At 45.1% G+C, this 19,756-nt stretch carries 19 protein-coding genes; 1 reads left to right on the forward strand and 18 read right to left on the reverse strand.

Annotated features, from left to right (window positions below; translation table 11 throughout):
* The 12 genes from smc to GXP75_RS01450 form a co-directional block, all read right to left on the reverse strand.
* Entirely contained in the window at positions 1 to 3,561 is a 3,561-nt protein-coding gene (gene smc / locus GXP75_RS01395) for a chromosome segregation protein SMC (RefSeq protein ID WP_242555992.1), read from the reverse strand.
* 93 nt (positions 3,562 to 3,654) lie between these two features.
* Positions 3,655 to 4,404 (reverse strand): ribonuclease III, encoded by a 750-nt coding sequence (gene rncS / locus GXP75_RS01400; protein ID WP_003328975.1) that lies wholly within the window; start codon positions 4,402 to 4,404, stop codon positions 3,655 to 3,657.
* A 139-nt stretch (positions 4,405 to 4,543) separates the two neighbouring features.
* On the reverse strand, positions 4,544 to 4,777 hold the full coding sequence (acpP, locus tag GXP75_RS01405; RefSeq protein ID WP_003328976.1) for an acyl carrier protein: 234 nt from the start codon (positions 4,775 to 4,777) through the stop codon (positions 4,544 to 4,546).
* An 84-nt stretch (positions 4,778 to 4,861) separates the two neighbouring features.
* Positions 4,862 to 5,602, reverse strand: a complete 741-nt coding sequence (fabG, locus tag GXP75_RS01410) for a 3-oxoacyl-[acyl-carrier-protein] reductase (protein ID WP_214914614.1) — start codon at positions 5,600 to 5,602, stop codon at positions 4,862 to 4,864.
* Positions 5,592 to 6,548 (reverse strand): ACP S-malonyltransferase, encoded by a 957-nt coding sequence (gene fabD / locus GXP75_RS01415; protein ID WP_242555993.1) that lies wholly within the window; start codon positions 6,546 to 6,548, stop codon positions 5,592 to 5,594. Before fabD ends, fabG begins: the two co-directional genes overlap by 11 nt.
* Before the next feature lie 18 nt (positions 6,549 to 6,566).
* Positions 6,567 to 7,565: a phosphate acyltransferase PlsX gene (plsX, locus tag GXP75_RS01420; protein WP_214914620.1), complete on the reverse strand. Its 999-nt coding sequence runs from the start codon at positions 7,563 to 7,565 to the stop codon at positions 6,567 to 6,569.
* A 13-nt stretch (positions 7,566 to 7,578) separates the two neighbouring features.
* Entirely contained in the window at positions 7,579 to 8,145 is a 567-nt protein-coding gene (fapR, locus tag GXP75_RS01425; protein WP_003328981.1) for a transcription factor FapR, read from the reverse strand.
* A gap of 106 nt (positions 8,146 to 8,251) precedes the next feature.
* Complete coding sequence (recG, locus tag GXP75_RS01430) at positions 8,252 to 10,297, reverse strand: ATP-dependent DNA helicase RecG (RefSeq protein WP_242555994.1); 2,046 nt, start codon at positions 10,295 to 10,297, stop codon at positions 8,252 to 8,254.
* A complete protein-coding gene (sdaAA, locus tag GXP75_RS01435; protein WP_214914625.1) occupies positions 10,278 to 11,177 on the reverse strand; it encodes an L-serine ammonia-lyase, iron-sulfur-dependent, subunit alpha in 900 nt (299 codons plus the stop codon). Before sdaAA ends, recG begins: the two co-directional genes overlap by 20 nt.
* A 22-nt stretch (positions 11,178 to 11,199) precedes the next feature.
* Entirely contained in the window at positions 11,200 to 11,862 is a 663-nt protein-coding gene (gene sdaAB / locus GXP75_RS01440) for an L-serine ammonia-lyase, iron-sulfur-dependent subunit beta (RefSeq protein WP_242555995.1), read from the reverse strand.
* A gap of 147 nt (positions 11,863 to 12,009) precedes the next feature.
* On the reverse strand, positions 12,010 to 13,683 hold the full coding sequence (locus tag GXP75_RS01445; protein WP_214914628.1) for a DAK2 domain-containing protein: 1,674 nt from the start codon (positions 13,681 to 13,683) through the stop codon (positions 12,010 to 12,012).
* 15 nt (positions 13,684 to 13,698) lie between these two features.
* The gene (locus GXP75_RS01450) at positions 13,699 to 14,061 is read right to left on the reverse strand and encodes an Asp23/Gls24 family envelope stress response protein (RefSeq protein ID WP_003328986.1); all 363 of its coding nucleotides are present in this window, start codon (positions 14,059 to 14,061) and stop codon (positions 13,699 to 13,701) included.
* Between the two features lie 268 nt (positions 14,062 to 14,329).
* On the opposite strand from GXP75_RS01450, the gene rpmB reads away from it, so the two are divergent.
* Positions 14,330 to 14,518, forward strand: a complete 189-nt coding sequence (rpmB, locus tag GXP75_RS01455; protein WP_061571538.1) for a 50S ribosomal protein L28 — start codon at positions 14,330 to 14,332, stop codon at positions 14,516 to 14,518.
* 71 nt (positions 14,519 to 14,589) lie between these two features.
* Here rpmB and spoVM read toward each other — a convergent pair whose 3' ends face one another.
* The 6 genes from spoVM to GXP75_RS01485 all read right to left on the reverse strand — a co-directional run bounded on the left by spoVM (position 14,590) and on the right by GXP75_RS01485 (position 19,751).
* Complete coding sequence (gene spoVM, locus GXP75_RS01460) at positions 14,590 to 14,670, reverse strand: stage V sporulation protein SpoVM (protein WP_003328987.1); 81 nt, start codon at positions 14,668 to 14,670, stop codon at positions 14,590 to 14,592.
* A gap of 85 nt (positions 14,671 to 14,755) precedes the next feature.
* On the reverse strand, positions 14,756 to 15,400 hold the full coding sequence (locus tag GXP75_RS01465; protein ID WP_061571537.1) for a thiamine diphosphokinase: 645 nt from the start codon (positions 15,398 to 15,400) through the stop codon (positions 14,756 to 14,758).
* An 83-nt stretch (positions 15,401 to 15,483) separates the two neighbouring features.
* The gene (gene rpe / locus GXP75_RS01470; protein ID WP_061571536.1) at positions 15,484 to 16,134 is read right to left on the reverse strand and encodes a ribulose-phosphate 3-epimerase; all 651 of its coding nucleotides are present in this window, start codon (positions 16,132 to 16,134) and stop codon (positions 15,484 to 15,486) included.
* Position 16,135: 1 nt separating this feature from the next.
* Entirely contained in the window at positions 16,136 to 17,038 is a 903-nt protein-coding gene (rsgA, locus tag GXP75_RS01475) for a ribosome small subunit-dependent GTPase A (RefSeq protein ID WP_106044947.1), read from the reverse strand.
* Positions 17,039 to 17,052: 14 nt separating this feature from the next.
* A complete protein-coding gene (pknB, locus tag GXP75_RS01480; protein WP_242555996.1) occupies positions 17,053 to 18,993 on the reverse strand; it encodes a Stk1 family PASTA domain-containing Ser/Thr kinase in 1,941 nt (646 codons plus the stop codon).
* The gene (locus GXP75_RS01485) at positions 18,987 to 19,751 is read right to left on the reverse strand and encodes a Stp1/IreP family PP2C-type Ser/Thr phosphatase (RefSeq protein WP_242555997.1); all 765 of its coding nucleotides are present in this window, start codon (positions 19,749 to 19,751) and stop codon (positions 18,987 to 18,989) included. Before GXP75_RS01485 ends, pknB begins: the two co-directional genes overlap by 7 nt.
* Positions 19,752 to 19,756: the final 5 nt, after the last annotated feature.

The raw sequence follows: 19,756 nt of genomic DNA on the forward strand, positions 1-19,756 counted from the left end.
TTACTGAACTAATTCTTTTGTTTCCTCCAGCTTGACCGAAACCAGCTTCGAAACTCCGGATTCCTGCATTGTAACGCCGTAGAGCACGTCTGCTTCTTCCATTGTCCCTTTTCTATGGGTGATCACGATAAACTGTGTTTCGCCGCTGTATTTTTTCAAGTATTGCGCAAAACGGAAAACATTTGCCTCGTCAAGCGCCGCCTCTACCTCATCCAATACACAAAACGGCACAGGCCTTACCTTTAGAATCGAGAAGAGAAGGGCTATAGCCGTAAGGGCTCGTTCCCCGCCTGATAAAAGGCTCAGATTCTGCAATTTTTTCCCCGGGGGCTGCGCGATGATATCGACTCCGGAATGAAGCAGATCGTTCGGATCAGTAAGCTTTAGCTCCGCTCGGCCGCCTCCGAACAAGGAACGGAAGACGTGATCGAAGTGAGAACGGATCTGTACGAACGTATCATTGAAACGCTTCGTCATTTCCTCATCCATTTCCTCAATGACTTGGAACAGCGTATTCTTCGCTTCTGTCAGGTCATTTTTCTGCTCACTCAAAAATTCGTACCGTTCATTGACCCGCTCGAATTCATCTATGCTTCCGAGGTTGACGGTGCCAAGCTCCTCTATTGCCAGCTTAATCAATTTGACTCTTTTTCTGGCTTCTTCCGGGTCTGTTTCAAGCTGGTACTTTTCTTTCGCCCCTTCAAAGGACAGACTGTACTCTTCACGTAAATACTGCAATAAATTATCCAGCTCGACTTCCATACGGCCAAGTTTTACTTCCTCGTCCTTTAAGAGCGTTGTCTTTTGTTTATACAGCCGCTTCATTTCTTTCAGTTCGAGTTCGTATGTATCTAAGCCCTGCTGGAGTTTCATGCGCTGGTTCCGTCTTACAGAAATCAGTTCAGCCGTTCTTGTTTTATCATTTAATTTGGCTTTTGCAGCTTCTTCAAGCTTCACTTCACCGCTTGTGCTGGATGACATCTCTGTCGTTAAGAAGCTTAAATCCTCAGCGGTTTCTTTTAAGGCGAGCTGCGTTTCTTCCAGCTCTTTCTTCAGTCTGTTGAGATTTTCCTCTTCATTCGTACAGACTTGTTCCTTTTTCGCGGCGGCGATTTTGTGTTCTGTCAGCTCATTTGATAATGATTCTTTCGTTGAAGTTTGCATTTGCTTTTGCTGTGTGAGCCTTTCCATTTCCTCTTCAAGCTCTTTTATTTGATCAGACACTTCTTCAAGCTCTTTTTCAAGCTGACGCTTGCGTGCATTCTTTTCTTGGTCGTTTTCCAGAAGAGCCGATTTTTCCTGATCGTAGAGCTCTAAATGAGTATTGATATTCTTCTCGGCAATTTGCAGCTCGTACAGCTGGCCTTTGACGTCCTGCTGCTTCAGCCTTAAATTTTCTCCGGCTTCCCTCAGTTCAGCCAGCTTGTTCTCAGATTCCTGAATGGATTGCTTGACGGATTTGACTTCACTTTCCAAGAAAGCTGTTTTTTCTTCCATTTCCACAAGCCGTTTAGTAATGGTTTCAAGCTCCCGGCTTCTTCCGAGAAGCGAATTGTTTTTCTTCTTGACTGCTCCCCCGGTCATGGAGCCGCCCGGATTCACCACATCTCCTTCAAGCGTGACGATGCGGTATCTGTGTCCCAGCTGCTTGGCGAGTTCGTTTGCTCCCTTTAAGTGCTCGGTTATAAGAACTGTTCCAAGCAGGTTTTGAATGACGCGGCGGTATGCCGGCTCAAATGTGACGAGATCGCTTGCCACACCGATAAATGCAGGATGTTTTTCCGCTGTCTCTGCATCACGGCTTTGGAGCTGGCGATCTTTCACAACAGAAAGAGGCAGAAATGTCGCCCGGCCGAATGAATGCTGCTTTAGATATTGAATGGCCTGGCGGGCAGATTGTTCGTTTTCTGTTATGACGTGCTGGGCAGAGGCGCCAAGAGCGATTTCAATTGCCGTTTCATACGTTTGTTCCGTTGTGATGAGTTCAAGTACCGCCCCATGAATGCCGTCAAGCTTGTTTTTTGCTTTCAGCACTTCCTTTACGCCTTGATAAAATCCGGAGAAATCTCCCTGCATCGTTTCCAGCATGTCTTTTTTTGACTTTGCCTGCTGTACGAATTGATACGCCTGATAAAGCGCAGATTCACTTTTTTCATATTGGCGTTTTTTCTGTTCATATTTCGACTGGGCTTCACGGTACTGTGCCACTTGCTGGTGCATGTCATGTTCAATGCGCGCAAACTCGGTTTCACACGCGGCCTTCTTTTCAGAAATTTCTTTTCGTTCTTGAATATATTTTTCGTTATTGGCTGTCAGTCTTTGCTGCTGAACAGCAGACTGGGACATTTGGTCATCTAAAAGCTGCAGCTCGTTGCGGAAGGAAGCCTGGCTGTTTAATAACTCAAAGTAATCGCTTTTCAGCTGTTCGATTTTCTCTTCAACATTTTCACTGTGCAGCTTCAGTGCCTGCTGCTTTTCTTTGACTTGGGCCTGAAGCTGCTTCACTTCTGCCCTCAGCTTTTCAAATACCGCCGTCTGCTTTGTGATATTCTCTTTCAGCTCGGTTTCTTTTTGCTGATAAAGAATAATTGCTTCTTCAAGTTGTTCTCGGTTTTGAGTGGCGTTTTTCTTACGCTCTTTCAGTACTTCTTTGCGCCCTTCCAGTTTTTCAAGCTCTTCACTTGTGACTAAAAGGACCTGTTGAAGCTCATCAACCGATTCGTCAAGCGCTTGGATTTTATCGCGCGTGTCTTCGATTTTCGCTTCCTTTGCAGAAATAGCAGAAGATTCAGCGACCTCTTCCTCTTTTGCGATTTGAACTTTTTTCTGAAGGCTCGTCCACTTGCCGTGTAGCTCTTCAATATCATAAGCGGTCAGAGCGATCTCCACATGTTCCAGCTCTTTCTTTTTATCCAAATAATCTTTTGCTATGGATGCCTGGATTTTCAGCGGTTCTACCTGACCTTCAAGCTCATGTAATATATCTTCCACTCTGTTTAAATTATCTTGTGTTTCAAACAGTTTGTTTTCCGCTTTTTTCTTTCTAGTTTTATATTTGAGCACCCCGGCAGCTTCTTCAAAGATGCTTCGCCGCTCTTCCGCCTTGCTGCTCAGGATTTCTTCGACTTTCCCTTGGCTGATGATGGAAAATGCTTCTTTTCCAAGCCCGGAGTCCATAAATAAATCAATGATATCCTTTAAACGGCATGGCTGATTATTGATAAGAAATTCACTCTCGCCTGATCTGTAAACTCTTCTTGTCACGCTGACTTCGTGGAAATCAATCGGCAAAAAATGATCATCATTGTCGAGTGTCAATGTGACCTCAGCAAGATTTAATCTCTTTCGCGAATCACTTCCGGCGAAAATAATATCTTCCATTTTCCCCCCGCGAAGAGACCGCGCTGATTGTTCTCCAAGAACCCAGCGGATGGCGTCTGTTATATTGCTTTTTCCGCTGCCGTTCGGACCGACAACGGCGGTGACGCCTTTTACAAAATCAACGGAGATCCGTTCTGCAAATGATTTAAATCCTATAACGTCTAAACGTTTGAGGAACATAGCGATCCTCCTTATGTATGAATTAAGTATTTCAATTTTATCATAAACTTGTCCGGAACATACTGAAATCCCCCTTGGAGATGCAGGGGGATTTTATTGTTTCGTATGGTGTTTTTGCAATTTAGCAAGAGCTTCCTGCGCCGCGTGCTGTTCGGCTTCTTTCTTCGAACGGCCGTTTCCGATTCCGAGCGCTTCACCTTTAAGGGATACGATCGCTTCGAATTCCCGATTGTGCGCGGGCCCTTTTTCATTCTGTATTTTATACTCAAGCGTTCCTTTACCATCCCGCTGTACAAATTCTTGCAGCTGGCTTTTGAAATCCATCACATGAGAAAAAGCACCATCGTTTATTTTAGGGAACACATAGACTTTTAAGAAACTTTCGACCGGCTCTAATCCTTGGTCAAGGTATAAGGCTCCGATAAACGCTTCGAAGACATCAGCCAAAAGTGCAGGACGCTTCCTTCCGCCTGTCATTTCTTCACCTTTTCCTAGTAGGACAAGATCGCCGAATGACAATTCATGAGCCAGAGAAACGAGAGACGGCTCGCATACAATTGCGGCTCTCAGCTTCGTCAAATCTCCTTCACTCATAGCCGGATATTTGGCGAATAAGAATTGGGAGATCGTCAATTCCAAAACAGCGTCACCTAAAAATTCAAGCCTTTCATTATCTTCATATGGCTTTTTCCGATGCTCATTCACATACGATGAATGTGTAAATGCTTGATACAAAAGTTTTTCGTTTTGAAAATGAACTGAAATCCGTTCTTGGAACTCTTTAAATTGCTCAATTTTTTTATAGAACGTTTTTCTATCTTTATAATGTGAGTGTTTTGACATAGTAACCTCCATAGGCACATCAGGTTCACCGCGCTTCTCTGATTAAACCGGATACAGCGCACGTAAAAGCGGCATGCTGTAATAACTGCACGAATAAAGGGCTAAAGCCCCGCTTTCAGACGGGACTTTTAGCTTTAGCTTATTGCTGGTTTTGTATGTAGTTCACAGCGTCGCCGACTGTTGCAATCTTTTCAGCATCTTCGTCAGAAATCTCCATGTCAAACTCGTCTTCAAGTTCCATAACAAGTTCAACTACATCTAGGGAATCAGCACCTAAGTCTTCCTTGAAAGAAGCTTCAAGTTTGACGTCTGCTTCATCTACGCCAAGGCGGTCTACGATGATTTTTGTTACACGCTCTAATGCATCTGCCATAGCAATTCACCTCCCCTCAAGTATTATAGTTGATTCGTTTTTAAAAAACTAGAGTAACTATGATGAAATTTTCGAGAAAATATATTACATCACCATTCCGCCGTCAATATGAAGCGTCTGGCCTGTCATGTAACGTGCTCCTTCGGAAGCAAGGAACGTGACAACGCTGCTGACATCACGAGGATCGCCAAAACGCGCGAGCGGAATTTGTTTCAGCATTTCATCTTGTACTTCTTTTGTCAGTTTATCCGTCATATCCGTAGAAATAAATCCCGGTGCAATTGCATTGACGGTAATATTGCGGCTTGCAAGTTCTTTCGCTGACGATTTAGTTAAACCGATGACTCCGGCTTTTGCCGCGACATAGTTGGCTTGTCCCGGGTTTCCGCTGACACCTACAATAGATGACACGTTAATAATCCGGCCCGAACGCTGTTTCATCATTTGTCTTGTCACGGCTTTGGTGCAATTGAAGACACCTTTTAAGTTAATGTTGATAACATCATCCCACTCATTTTCTTTCATTCTCATCAGCAGGTTGTCTTTTGTAATGCCGGCGTTGTTCACCAGGATGTCAATAGATGAGAAAGTCGCGATTGTCTCTTTTATCATGTTTTGTACATCTTCGGCATTTGATACATCGCATTTTACAGCAATTGCTTTTCGGCCGAGTGATTTAATTTCATCAACCACTTCATTTGCTTTCGCTTCATTGCCCGAATAGTTAACGACAACGTCAGCTCCGTTTTTGGCCAAATCCAATGCAATCGCACGGCCGATTCCGCGTGACGCTCCAGTTACGATAGCCGTTTTATCAATCAGCATTTCCGTACTCCTCCTTTAACGTTTGAATTGCAAGCTCGATTGTTTCCGGATCAGAAACAGCAATGGTTTTCAAACGGCGGTTCACTTTTTTGACAAGTCCGGACAGCACTTTCCCGGGGCCGATTTCGATAAAGACGGTGACACCTTCGTCAATCAGCTTGTTAATTGTTTCCTCAAAACGGACCGGTGAGTAAAGCTGCTCAATCAGCTTGGCTTTGATGTCTTCTTTCTCTGTCATTACATCAGCAGAAACATTTGAAATGACAGGAACATTCGTATCTTTCAGTTCACAAGCATCCAGCACTTCTGCCAGCTTTTCTGCAGCCGGTTTCATCAATTCCGAATGGAAAGGACCGCTTACTTCCAGCGGAATGGCCCGTTTTGCACCGTTTTCTTTTGCTTGCTCTGAAGCAAGCTCAACACCTTTAGCAGTTCCCGAGATGACAATTTGCCCCGGGCAGTTCAAGTTTGCAAGCTGGACAAGATTTCCTTCTTCAGTGACTTTGTCGGTCACCTGCTGTAAAGCTTCAGCATCCATGCCTAAAATAGCCGCCATCGCGCCTTCTCCGGCAGGCACCGCTTCATTCATAAATTCGCCGCGTTTTCTGACAGCATAAACAGCATCTTTAAAAGAGATCGCTCCGGCTGCGACAAGCGCTGAGTATTCGCCGAGGCTGTGTCCGGCGGTAAAATCCGGGGTAATGCCTGCCTCTTGAAATTTTTCAAGAATCGCAATGCTTGTCGTCAGCAGTGCTGGCTGCGCATTATATGTAAGAGTTAATTCTTCGGCATCGCCTTCAAAAATGAGGGAGCTGAGCTTTGTTTCCAAGGCTTCATCCGCTTCATCAAATATTCGTTTTGAAACGGATTCCCGTTCATATAGTTCTTTTCCCATTCCAATAAATTGTGATCCCTGTCCAGGGAATAAAAATGCAACCTTGCTCATGATGATAAAACCTCCAGATTAAGCATCCGTTTTTTCTTCTTTTATTTCTTCTTCGATAAAAGCAGCGACATTTTGGCTGACCATGTCTCTGGCCTGACGAATGGCATGGTAGACCGCACGGGCGTCTGAAGAACCGTGCGCTTTAATCACCGGCGCCTTCAATCCAAAAAGGCTGGCCCCTCCATACTCGGAATAGTCCATTTTCAATTTCATTTCTTTCAATTTCGGCTTAAGCACTGCTGCTGCAAGCTTTGAAGTGAAATTGGATGTCATTGCTTCTTTCATCATTTTAAAAATAGACATCGCAGAGCCTTCCAGGGTTTTAAGCGTAACATTTCCCGTGAAACCGTCTGTTACGACTACATCGGCAACGCCCTCTAAAATATCTCTCGCTTCAACGTTTCCGATAAATTGGACGTTTGTTTCCTTTAACTGCTGAAATGCCTGCTTTGTCAGATCGTTTCCTTTTTTATCCTCGGTTCCGACATTTAAAAGGCCGATTCTCGGAGCAGATATGCCAAGCACTTGTTTGGCGTAAACCGAACCCATGATGGCGTATTGAACAAGATGTTCTGGTTTAGCATCCACATTGGCCCCGACATCGAGAAGGAGAAAGCCTTCACCTGAAACAGTCGGCAACGTCGGCGCAAGCGCAGGGCGTTCAATCCCTTTTATTCTTCCGACGATAAACAGCCCCGCTGTCATTAATGCGCCTGTATTTCCTGCTGAAATGCAGGCATCAGCACGTTGTTCTGCCACTTCCTGAGCCATCAGCACCATAGAAGAATTCTTTTTTCTGCGTACGGCGCGTACAGGTTCATCCGTCGCTTCAATCACTTCATCGGCGTGCAGCACCGTGATGCGTTCTGAAGTTGTTGGTAAGTGTGATTCTATTGTTGTTTTGTCACCGACAAGCGTAATTTGAAGATCATCAAACGCTTCAACCGCCTTCATAACTCCGTCAATAACAGCTTTGGGAGCGTGGTCTCCTCCCATAGCATCTACAGCTATTCTCATGCATGCTCCACCTTTATGAATGTTTTGAACGGTACATGTCAAAGTCTCCAGAAAAAACAATCTCTTCCCCAACATAGCTGTTGACCTCAACAACCGTTCTGCCTTTATCTTTTTCGACCGCAGTCACCTTTGCTTTAGCAACGACACGCTCACCCTGCTTCACCTGTCTTGTAAAGCGGATATTTGCACTCGCTGTTAATGCCAGCTCATCATCAATGACCGCAACGGCAAGTGAGTTCGCCTGCGCAAACAAATGATGCCCTCTCGCAATCTGATTACGGCTGAAGACATGCTCATTTTTAATTTCCAATATAGAAATCGCCTGTTCATCAAGCTCGAGATCAATAACCTCTCCAATGACCTCATCTAACGACAGCGATTTCACTTCATCTTCAAGTGTTTTCTCTGCAACGTTTTTTATTCTTTCTCGAAGCTCCGGTATAGAGAGCTCTAAGCGATCCAGACGGATGGTCTGAATGCTTACCCCGAATTTCCCCGCTAGTTCTTCATCGGTGATAAAAGGGGTCGCTATTATCGTCTGCTGTAGCAATTCCTGGCGTTCTTTCTTATTTCTCCTCATATATAAACACCATCCGGACAATTAAGACTAGGTACTAATAGTAGTATATAATCTCATAGATTGGAATGCAACGATTGTTTATAGAGAAAACCAAAAATTTCTGAACTCAGCTTAATTTTTCGCCGTCCATTACCCCGCTTTTCAACAGCTGCTCTCTCAGCGCCTGGTATTCCGGCTCGTTCCAGAAAGCCTCTGAAGATACCAGATCAGCCGCATCCTGCCTTGCCGTTTCCAGGGCTCTGTAATCATGGACCATGTCTGCCACCTTGAACTCAGGCATACCGCTTTGTTTTTTTCCGAAAAAGTCACCAGGACCGCGCAATTCCAAATCCTTCTCAGACAATTCAAAACCGTCATTGGTCTCAGACATAATTCTCATCCGCTCTTTTCCGGTTTCGGATTTCGGATCAGCCATCAAAATACAGAAGGATTGATATTTTCCGCGTCCGACCCGTCCCCGGAGCTGATGAAGCTGGGATAAGCCGAAACGATCAGCATCATATATAACCATAATCGTGGCATTCGGGACATTCACGCCTACTTCAACTACTGTTGTTGAAACTAATATCTGACACTCATTTGCGCTGAATTCCCTCATCACCTGATCTTTTTCATCAGAGTGCAGCTTTCCATGCATCAGTCCTACATTCCATTTGCCCCGATAAACTTCTGAAAGCATGTTGTATACATCAATGGCATTTTGCACATCCAGTTTGTCTGATTCTTCAATCAGCGGACAAATGATATACGCCTGCCTGCCCTGTCTTACTTCTTTTTCAATGAATGACAAAATGCGGTCAAGCATGTCGTGCTTCACCCAATAGGTTTCGATTTGTTTACGCCCTGCCGGCATTTCATCAATAACCGATACATCCATTTCTCCAAAAACGGTAATTGCGAGTGTCCGGGGAATCGGGGTAGCGGTCATAAATAATACATCAGGATCCTGCCCCTTGTTCCTGAGCTTTTTGCGCTGTTCCACTCCAAACCTATGCTGTTCATCTGTAATTACAAGGCCCAAAGCTTTAAACTCGACCTCGTCTTGTATCAGGGCGTGGGTTCCTACGAGTATATCAATATCTCCCGCTTTCAGTCTTTCAAGCAGTTCCCTGCGTCGTTTGCCTTTGACTGAGCTTGTGAGCAGAGCAATATTCACATTCCAATTCTCAAATAGTGCAACGAGAGAATCCGCGTGTTGCTCGGCAAGTATTTCTGTCGGCACCATAAGCGCACCTTGATAGCCTGATAGAATGGCTGCGTACAGCGCGATAGCTGCCACGGCCGTTTTCCCAGATCCAACGTCCCCTTGAAGCAGGCGGTTCATTCTGTACGGCGAAGACATATCCGCCGTAATGTCGCGTAGCACGCGGGACTGTGCATTCGTAAGCGGAAACGGAAGGCTTTCTACAAAGCTCATCAGTTCTTCGTTGGAAAAGTGATGCTTGATGCCTTGTGATTGTTCTCGCTCAGCTTTCCGGAACGCCTGCATTTTCAGCTGAAACAGCAGGAATTCTTCATAGACGAAACGGCGCCTAGCCTGCTTTAAAGATTCTCTCGTTTCTGGCTGATGCATCGTTTTTAATGCTTGATGATAGTCCGGCAGTTTATAATGGAGCCTGAGTTTTTCAGGCAACGGATCAGACATTGTGTCAAGATATTGGGAAAGTGCCTGCTGAATGAATCTTCTCATCATTTTCACGGTGACATTTTCTTTCACTGAGTATACCGGCTCTATACTTTTATCCTCTTGGTGCGGGCCGTTTTTCAGTTCCTGCACCATGATAGTTTGGCGGTGCTTGTCCCATTTTCCAGATATGGTGACCACTGAACCGAGCGAGAGCTTTTTTTTCAAATAAGGGCGGTTAAAACAAACGGCCGTAATTAAATAATGGCCGACCAAAAGCCGGAATGTCAGCCTGTTTCGTTTTTTGCCGTAATAAGTGAGTGAAGGCTCTGAGTGAACCTTCCCTTCGACTGTGACTCTTTCATCATGCTTGACGTCTTCTAAATCTCTCAGCTCGTAGTCATCATAACGGTAGGGAAAATAGTTCAGCAGATCAGACACATCATAGATACCAAGTTCATGAAGTGTTTTTTCTGTTTCTGATCCGATACCTTTGATATGAGAAATACTAGTTTGCAGACGTTTCACTTGAACTGAGCGCTCCTCCGAATATTTTTTTCTCTAATTCTCTTGCGGTTGGCGTTGCCGCTAATCCGCCCTGCCCTGTTTCTCTGAGCGAAGTCGGCATCGTTTGGCCGATTTTGTACATGGCGTCAATGACCTCGTCACACGGGATGCGGCTCGTGATACCGGCAAGCGCCATATCAGCAGCAATCATTGCATTTGAGGCGCCCATTGCATTCCGCTTCACACATGGCACTTCCACAAGACCCGCCACCGGATCACACACTAGCCCAAGCATGTTCTTCAGCGTAATGGCCATGGCTTCCGCACATTGTTCCGGTGTTCCTCCGGCCATTTCCACAATTGCCGCTGCGGCCATCCCTGAAGCTGATCCGACCTCAGCCTGACAGCCGCCGGCTGCGCCTGATATACTCGCATTATTGGCAACGACAAAGCCGAACGCTCCTGATGTAAACAAAAAGCGCACCATCTGTTCTTTTGTCGGATTCAGTTTTCCCTTTACCGCAAATAAAGTTCCCGGAACGACACCCGCTGATCCGGCGGTGGGCGTAGCGCAGATCGTGCCCATCGCGGCGTTGACTTCATTCGTCGCGACAGCTTTTGATACCGCATCTAAAATAAGAGAGCCCGACAGGCTTTTGCCTGATTCAATATAGGCTTGCAGCTTAACCGCGTCTCCCCCAGTCAAGCCTGTTTGGCTTGTTACGCCTTTAATGCCTCTTTCAACTGCCGCTTCCATCACGGTCAGGTTGCGCTCCATCTGTTCGAAAATTTCGGCTCTCGTCTTTTCTGATACTTCCATTTCCTGAGCGATCATCACCTCTGAAATGGGAATTTGTTTTTCTTTTGTAATCGCAATTAATTCCTTCACATTACGAAACATAGCTTATGTCCTCCTGACTTCACTAGTCAGCAATTTTAGTGACTTGAATAATATTTGGCAGCTTCTTAAGCTCATCGAGCACGTCATCATCAATATTTTGATCCACTTCTATCGTCATCAGCGCAAGCTGGCCGATGTCCTTTCGCGCCACCTCCATATGTCCTACATTAATGGAGAATTTCGCAAGGACATTCGCCACTCCCGCAATGGTGCCGAACTTATCATTATGGACCACTAAAATGGCAGGATGGTTCCCTGAAAGGCGGAGTTCGAACCCGTTTAATTCGGTTATTTCGATTTTACCTCCCCCTATTGAAATTCCGGTCAATTCGAGCTCACCTTGATCATCCGATATTCTGACCTTGGCTGTGTTCGGATGAACCGGGACAGCGTCTTCCACCCGGAACTCTATCCTGATTCCTTTATCTTCAGCAATTTTGATCGCCGTTTTTATCCGTTCGTCAAATGTATCAAAATCGAGCAGGCCGCCGATAATGGCGACATCGGTGCCATGGCCTTTATAAGTTTCCGCAAAAGAGCCGTAAAAAGAAACTATGACGCGCTCTGGCTCTCTGCCAAACAGACTTCGGGCCACTCTTCCGATTCGCGCCGCGCCAGCAGTATGTGAGCTGGACGGACCAATCATAACCGGTCCGATGATATCAAAAACGCTCCTGTATTTCATGTTTTTCCCCCTCTTATCTATCAATCAACAAACCTTTTTAGCACTTTTCTTCTAGACTAATTGATCAGATATGAAATGGCAAGCGGACGTATTACCGCGCTGCCGCACTTAAAAGAAGGCATAAGAATAGAAGGGCCGAAAGCCCTTCTACTCTACCGCAAATATATAAGAATACAGCGGCTGTTTTCCGTTATGGATTTCAACTTCCACATCTTCAAACTTATCGCCTAAAAACTCTTCAAGCTGTGCCGCTTCCTCCGAAGAAGCATTCTCTCCATACAGAACCGTCACAATTTCATCTTCTTCCCCAATCATTTCGGAAAGCAGCATTTTTGCGGCTGCAAGCTGATCTTCAGCGCTGCCGATAATCGTTCCGTTCAGAATTCCCATAAAGTCGCCTTTTTTAATGTCATGGCCGTCTATATGAGTATCTCTGACTGAATAGGTCACCTGTCCGCTTTTCACTTGCTGAATGGCGTCAAGCATATTCGCTTCATTGACCTCTGCTTCTTGCTGCGGATTAAACGCTAATAGAGCAGACATCCCTTGAGGCACGGTTTTTGCAGGAATGACAAAGACCTGCTGTTCTAAAACGCTTGCCGCTTGATTGGCAGCCATTATAATGTTAGAGTTGTTCGGCAAAATGAACACAACTTCAGCATTCACCGACTTGACGGCTTCTGCGATATCCTCAGTGCTTGGATTCATTGTTTGTCCGCCTTCAATAACGGAAGAAGCGCCGATGCTTTTAAACAGCTCTGAAATGCCTTCTCCCATCGCGACCGTGACAATACCGTACGGCTGCTTTTTAGTTGATGGCGCGACAGGTGCCCCGCTGTCAGCAGGCATCAGGTCCTGACTGATGATAGACGTGTGCTGCTCTCTCATATTTTCAATTTTGATTTTAATCAATTCACCGTAGTTTTGCGCGTAGTTTAATACGTTTCCGGGCTCTTCGGCATGGACATGGACCTTCGCCAGTGTATCATCCGCAATCACTAGAAGCGAATCACCGAATCGGCTCAGATCGTTTCTGAATGTTTCTTCATTAAACACTCTTTTGTCCTGATCCAGCCTTACCATAACCTCGGTGCAGAAACCATATTCTATATCTTCCGTGCTCATCATGCTTTGTGCGCTCTTATGATGCTCAGCGCTGACCATGTCGTCAAGTGAAGGAAGAGCTGTTTTTGCTGAAACGGTTTCTCCTTTTAATGAAGCCAGAAATCCTTCATATACGCAAAGCAGCCCTTTTCCGCCGCTGTCCACCACGCCGACTTCCTTCAGTACAGGAAGCAAATCGGGCGTTCTGTTCAGCGATGCCTCTGCTTCTTCAGTGACAGCCTCCATCAGCTTTATGATATCGGTTTCTTTTTGGGCCGCAGCGACTGCTTCTTTCGCCGCATCTTTTGCTACTGTTAAAATCGTCCCCTCAACAGGCTTCATCACTGCCTTATAAGCCATGTCTACACCGGCTTGAAGCGCTGCGGCAAACTCATTGGCGTTTATTTCTTTTTTTTGCTCAATGCTTTTGCTGAAACCCCGGAATAATTGCGACAATATGACACCCGAGTTTCCTCTCGCTCCCATGAGCAATCCCTTAGACAGCGCAATTCCCACCTTGCCGATATCAGATGTCTCAAGATGTTCCACTTCTCTCGCTCCGGAGGTCATCGACAGGTTCATATTTGTTCCTGTATCGCCGTCCGGGACCGGAAACACATTTAACGCATCAACAACTCCTGCGTTCTGAGACAGGTTTTGAGCCCCTGAAAGAATCATTTCCGCAAAGGCTCTCCCATCCAATTTTCGTTTAGACAATACTTTTCCTCCTAACTACGGGTTCGTCACTCGTACGCCTTGGACATAAATATTTACAGAATCCACTGCAAGTCCGACTGTTTGGTCTACTGTGTATTTTACTTTTGTTTGAACATTGTGTGCGACTTCGGATATTTTGGTGCCGTAGCTCACAATAATGTACATGTCAATATGTATCCGGTCTGCTTCCTGGCGGACAAGAACACCCCGGCTGAAATTCTCTTTGCGCAGGATCTCAGTCAGTCCGTCTTTAATTTGGCTTTTAGATGCCATGCCTACAATTCCGTAACAGTCAATAGCCGCGCCTCCGGCAACCATCGCGATGACTTCATTCGATATATCAATCTGTCCGTATTTTGTTCTTAATTCAATGGACACGCAAGTTCCTCCTTCGAATGCATAGAGTTACAGCTATTCTACTATATGTACTCCGTTATGAAAAGAAAAGTCAGCAACACTGACTGTCCAACCCTACTTATACTACAGCATTCAATTTTTTTCAAGTTGTCAAGTGATTTTTCTTGAAAGGAGGGTAAACAATAGTTGCAAACGGTTTTTAGCTGTGGTAAATTATTAAAGTATCGAAAGCATCTAAGAAAAATGCATGTTGAAAAGTAGATGTTTTGCGCAGTTAGGAGGGAAACAAATGGCACGTAAATGCGTTATCACAGGTAGAAAAACAACAGCTGGGAATAACCGTTCTCACGCAATGAACGCTTCTAAGCGCACTTGGGGCGCGAATCTTCAAAAGGTTCGTATCCTGGTGAACGGCAAACCTAAAAAAGTATATGTATCTGCTCGAGCTTTGAAATCCGGTAAAGTTGAGCGTGTATAACAAAATGAACGCCTGCCCCGATATGTGTGGCAGGCGTTTTTATGTGGTGTAAGAGGGCTTCGCTGTCAGGCTTAATCTTTTTTAAATGAGCCCAGCATTGCCCGGACAATTCCTCCTAAAAACTTCGGCAATTTAATGGTGTAAAATTTCATTTTTGTCCCCCTCCTATAAGTCCCGTAACCGCCTGTTCAACGTTCTAAAGGTTTATTGTTTCTGCATTTGAGTGAAAGCACGTAGCTAATCAGTGCTCCTTACCATTATTACTATGCCTTCAGCAAACGAAAAAGTACCTCGTGAATAAATGAGTTCGTTACTAATACATAGTGTTGAACCGAGTGTAATATGACAGTTATTTAGCGGATATTTAAAACCTGTGAGGGTAAGTTCTTCTACCTCTTCAGAAAACGGGATGAATGAAATGTATCGTTTGCCGAAGTCCTTCTTAATTGTATGTGTTCCCGGTGTAAACATTTGAATGATGTTCTGTTTGTCTATCAGCTGAATCGCTGTGTTTGATTCAATGCCTTTGTGCAAAAGCTGGATATTCCCTAAAAAATGATCAGCTCTCCCGCCCGTGATACCGAATATTTGGATCATATCCGGTTTTTGCTCTAAAGCCCAGATGAGTGCAAGCTCTAAGTCTGTTTGGTCTTTTTCCGCCTGGTACACATGCAAACCCGGCGCCGCCTTTTCAATTTTCCGGCGCTCTCGGTCTGTAATACTGTCAAAATCTCCGAACGCTTCATCCGGAATGATGCCGGCGTCTAACAATGTGACAGTACCTTTATCAACACCGACCCAAAGCATTTGATCAGCGGCATACTGGGAAAGTTCCGGTATTAAGTCAATCGGTCCGCCGGCGACTATATTTATCTGGCTCATATTGTTTCCTCTCTTTGTCTGCATACAGGAAAAAGAGCTCAAGCTGGTCAATCAGCGCTTGGCTCTTTCAAAGTGCTTATTTACTAGCTGCCTCTAATGTCAGAAATGGCTTTTTTACGGTCATTTTGGCCATAAATCGCAGACCCCGCGACAAGTAAGTTGGCACCTGCTTCAATGCATAGCGGGGCTGTCTCTTTATTGACGCCGCCGTCTACTTCAATCAGTATCCCATTTTTCCCTTTTACGTCTGCAAGCCGGCGGACTTCGCTTATTTTCGGCAGGACGGAATGAATAAACTTCTGCCCTCCAAAGCCCGGATTCACAGTCATTAAGAGAACGAGATCAAGCTCTTCTATCACATGTTTAATCATATCAACTGGGGTGTGGGGATTAAGCACAACTCCCGCCTTTACGCCATGTTCTTTTATTAATTGAATGGTTCGGTGAAGGTGCGGACATGCTTCGGCATGGACGGATATCACATCCGCTCCCGCCTTTGCGAATGCCGGTATGTAACGGTCCGGCTCTTCTATCATTAAATGAACATCAAGCGGGAGTTCTGTCACCGGACGAACGGCTTCCACAATAAGCGGGCCGATCGTAATATTTGGGACGAAATGGCCGTCCATCACATCAATGTGAATATAATCGGCTCCGCCCTGCTCCACGTCTTTTATTTCCTTTCCCAAAGAGGCAAAATCAGCGGAAAGGATAGATGGTGCAACCTTAATCATGTTAATACCTCGGCTTTCTGTCTTTAATCTCCATCATAAATTCCACATAATGGTCATAACGGTATTTTGTTATTTCTTCATTCTCCGCGGCTTGTTTTACGGCACATTTCGGCTCTTTCAGATGAAGGCAGCCTCTGAATTTGCATTCAGCGCTTTTTTCTCTGATTTCGGGAAATGTATATCCCAGCTCTTCCGCCTCAATGCCGGTAAATTCCAGTGAACTGAATCCTGGCGTGTCCGCAACTAATCCGCCTGATGTATGGATGAGCTCGACATGCCGGGTGGTATGTTTCCCGCGGCCTAAATGCTCCGAGATTTCATCCGTTCTCAGCTCAAGCTCAGGACTTATCGCATTTAAAAGTGAAGATTTCCCGACACCGGACTGGCCTGCAAAGACAGTCGTTTTATTCCGAAAATGAGGAATGATATCCGGTAACCCGTGCTGTTCCTTGGATGAGGTGAGATAAACCTCATAACCGATTTTACGGTAGTCTTCCGCATAAGCCTGAATGGTTTCTTTTGTTTTTTGGTCTTTAACAAGATCCATTTTGGTGATACAGATGATGGGAAGAATATCGTTTGCTTCAACAAGCACTAAAAAACGGTCTAATAAAGATGTGCTGAAAGTGGGCTGAACCGCAGAAAAAACGAGCACTGCCTGATCAACGTTTGAGATCGGCGGCCTGACTAGCTCATTGGTTCTATCTTTTATTTCTAAAAGGTAGCCTTCCTTTTCATGTTCAGCTTGATAAACAACATAGTCACCGACGAGAGGCGTTATTTTATTTTTTCTAAAAATGCCTCTTCCTCTGCATTGGATCACTTTTCCTTCTTTTGTATCGTCTGATTCGTCCAGTACGTAATAAAACCCGCTTAACGCTTTAATAATCTTGCCTTCAGGCATATTGTCCCTCCTTGTTATTCATCTTTGGGATACTCAATTGTTTTGTAGCTGACGACTTTATTATCTACTGTCACTTGATAATACCCTTTTTGGCCAGGTTCAATCTTCAGTTCAATTGTACGTTCAGTCGGCTCTTTAATTTTAAAGTTTTCATAAGAGTCAGAAATGCTGTGATCTGCGTCATCAATTGAAATTTGGACCTCTAGCTCGTCCCCTTCATTTTCCGGTTCATAAGGGATTTGAATTTTTTCTTTCACGGTCTTCACAGGTTTTTTTTCAGGTCCAAGTGAAAAGGTGACTTCGACTTCGTTTCCGGGCTTTAATGCCGTGCCTGCTTTCGGGTTTTGTTTGACTACCTGTCCTTCAGGAATATCGTCTGAGTGAGCTTCTTTTTCGACCAATGTCAGCCCGTTATCCTCAAGATAACCAGAGGCCGCCTGTTTGCTGTATGTCGTTAAGTCTCTGAGCGTAATGTCTTCAGGGCCTATGCTGACTGTCAGCTTTACTTGATCGTCACTTGGCACAAGATCGGTCCCTGCTGATGGCTCCTGGTCAATGACCGTGCCGGACTCTTCATCATCGTGAACCTCATTCACTGTTATGTTTTCAAAGCCCTTTTTCTTCAAAGCTTCTTTTGCCCGTTCAACGGTTTGACCCGTCACATCTTTCAGCTGTGTTTTTGCTTTCCCCGTGCTTTTATACAGTTTAACGGATGACCCTTCTTTTACGGTTGAATCCGCTTTAGGATCTGTCTTCACCATTAAGCCTTCTTCAATTTTTTCGTCTGAAATTTCCAAGACATCCGAGTCGACCTGTAAGCCGTCTTTTTCAAGCAGATCAACCGCTTCTTCGTATTCCATCCCCTGAACATCGGGGATCTTGACATCTTTCGGCATAAAAAGAGATGGAAATACGGTTACGGCGAGTACTCCGGCCGTAATTAAAATAAAGCATACGGCCAATAAAACCCATGGCCATTTTTTCTTCTTGCCCTTTTTCGTCTTCTTTCCATGAGAAGCTTCATCAGCATTCTCTTTGCCAGAGGGAGAGGCTTGATCGGCATCCTTTATAATGGGAATCGCTTTAGTCATTTCTTCATCTTCCAGTACGGAAAACTTCTTTTCGTTGAGCCGATGGGCATCAAAAGCTGTTTTGATGTCTTCTTCCATATCCTCAGCGGATTCATATCGGTGAAACGGATCTTTAGCTGTGGCCTTTAAAATAACGTTTTCAACGCTTTGGGGGACCGCGGGATTCCATCTTTTTGCCGAAGGAGTCTCCGTTTGAAGATGCTTTAAAGCAATGCTGACTGCTGATTCTCCTTCAAACGGGATACGTCCGGTTACAAGCTCAAACAGTACGATGCCGAGCGCATAGATATCTGATTTTTTCGTGGCCAAGCCGCCCCGCGCCTGCTCGGGAGACAGGTAATGAACCGAGCCGAGAACAGAATTTGTGTGTGTGATCGTTGTGGAACTAAGGGCAGTGGCAATGCCAAAATCAGTGACCTTTATATTCCCCATATGGTCGATCAAAATATTGTGAGGCTTAATATCCCTGTGAACAATGTGATTGTGATGGGCATGTGCTATGGCTGAGACAATTTGCTCCATGATGCGGAGCGCTTCTTTAGGGTGAAGAGGCCCGTTTGCGGTTATGTATTCCTTCAGCGTCATGCCTTCCACATATTCCATCACAATATAATAGATATCTTCTTCTTCGCCCACATCGTAAATGCTGACAATATTCGGGTGGTCAAGGCTCGATGCCGACTGAGCCTCTCTTCGGAAACGTCTGATAAACTCATTGTCATTCGCAAAGTCAAACCGCAGTACTTTGATTGCGACTTCACGTTCAAGAATGATGTCCTCAGCTAAATAAACGTTTGCCATGCCTCCTCCGCCAATAACCCGGAGAATTTGGTAGCGCCCGCTGATCCGCTTGCCGATTAGCACTTTTCTTCACCCTCTTCAACATGTAAAGCAAGCTCAAGCAATACCGCAGTTATATTGTCTTCCCCGCCATTTTCATTGGCTTTGTCTACGAGCAGATTTACTTTTTCCTGAGGAGCTGATGTATCTTGCAAAATTTCTTTTAATTCCCGGTCTTCCACCTTATTCGTCAGTCCGTCTGAGCATAGAAGCAGCTTATCGCCCGGCTCTAATTCAAATGATCGGGCGTCAATGCTGATCGACCTGTCTGTTCCAAGAGCTTTTGTGAGTACATTTTTTCGCGGGTGATGCTCGGCGTCTTCTTTAGAAATTTCTCCAGTCTTCACAAGCTCATTCACAAGAGAATGATCTTCGGTCAATTGAATGAAATCGTCTTCTTGAAGCAAATAGCACCTGCTGTCGCCTATGTGGGCTACCGTTACCGATTTCCCAGTAAAAAGGGCGCACACAATCGTTGTTCCCATGCCTTGGCATTCTTCATGGACTTGTGCGTGACCGTAAATCTGGCTGTTTACAGCGTGTATTTGTTCCTTTATCCACGTCTCGCATTCCGAAGGCGCAGAAGGAATGGTTTCCGCCTGATTCCACTTCTCTCCAATGGCTTTTACAGCCATCTTGCTCGCAACATCTCCGGCAAGATGGCCGCCCATGCCATCAGCGACAACCGCTAATATAAATTCGTCTTTCCCCTTAAATATGCCCGCATCATCTTCATTGTGCTGGCGTATTTTCCCTGTATCTGTTTTTAAGGCTGTTAACAACCTCA

It is taken from the genome of Bacillus sp. HU-1818 (assembly GCF_022695965.1).
GTDB lineage: Bacteria > Bacillota > Bacilli > Bacillales > Bacillaceae > Bacillus > Bacillus atrophaeus.

What these genes read in the sequence shown, in the direction of transcription:
- smc (WP_242555992.1), bottom strand. Translation starts at nt 3,561, where the DNA reads ATGTTCCTCAAACGTTTAGACGTTATAGGATTTAAATCATTTGCAGAA.
- rncS (WP_003328975.1), bottom strand. Translation starts at nt 4,404, where the DNA reads ATGTCAAAACACTCACATTATAAAGATAGAAAAACGTTCTATAAAAAA.
- acpP (WP_003328976.1), bottom strand. Translation starts at nt 4,777, where the DNA reads ATGGCAGATGCATTAGAGCGTGTAACAAAAATCATCGTAGACCGCCTT.
- fabG (WP_214914614.1), bottom strand. Translation starts at nt 5,602, where the DNA reads ATGCTGATTGATAAAACGGCTATCGTAACTGGAGCGTCACGCGGAATC.
- fabD (WP_242555993.1), bottom strand. Translation starts at nt 6,548, where the DNA reads ATGAGCAAGGTTGCATTTTTATTCCCTGGACAGGGATCACAATTTATT.
- plsX (WP_214914620.1), bottom strand. Translation starts at nt 7,565, where the DNA reads ATGAGAATAGCTGTAGATGCTATGGGAGGAGACCACGCTCCCAAAGCT.
- fapR (WP_003328981.1), bottom strand. Translation starts at nt 8,145, where the DNA reads ATGAGGAGAAATAAGAAAGAACGCCAGGAATTGCTACAGCAGACGATA.
- sdaAA (WP_214914625.1), bottom strand. Translation starts at nt 11,177, where the DNA reads ATGTTTCGTAATGTGAAGGAATTAATTGCGATTACAAAAGAAAAACAA.
- sdaAB (WP_242555995.1), bottom strand. Translation starts at nt 11,862, where the DNA reads ATGAAATACAGGAGCGTTTTTGATATCATCGGACCGGTTATGATTGGT.
- rpmB (WP_061571538.1), top strand. Translation starts at nt 14,330, where the DNA reads ATGGCACGTAAATGCGTTATCACAGGTAGAAAAACAACAGCTGGGAAT.
- spoVM (WP_003328987.1), bottom strand. Translation starts at nt 14,670, where the DNA reads ATGAAATTTTACACCATTAAATTGCCGAAGTTTTTAGGAGGAATTGTC.
- GXP75_RS01465 (WP_061571537.1), bottom strand. Translation starts at nt 15,400, where the DNA reads ATGAGCCAGATAAATATAGTCGCCGGCGGACCGATTGACTTAATACCG.
- rpe (WP_061571536.1), bottom strand. Translation starts at nt 16,134, where the DNA reads ATGATTAAGGTTGCACCATCTATCCTTTCCGCTGATTTTGCCTCTTTG.
- rsgA (WP_106044947.1), bottom strand. Translation starts at nt 17,038, where the DNA reads ATGCCTGAAGGCAAGATTATTAAAGCGTTAAGCGGGTTTTATTACGTA.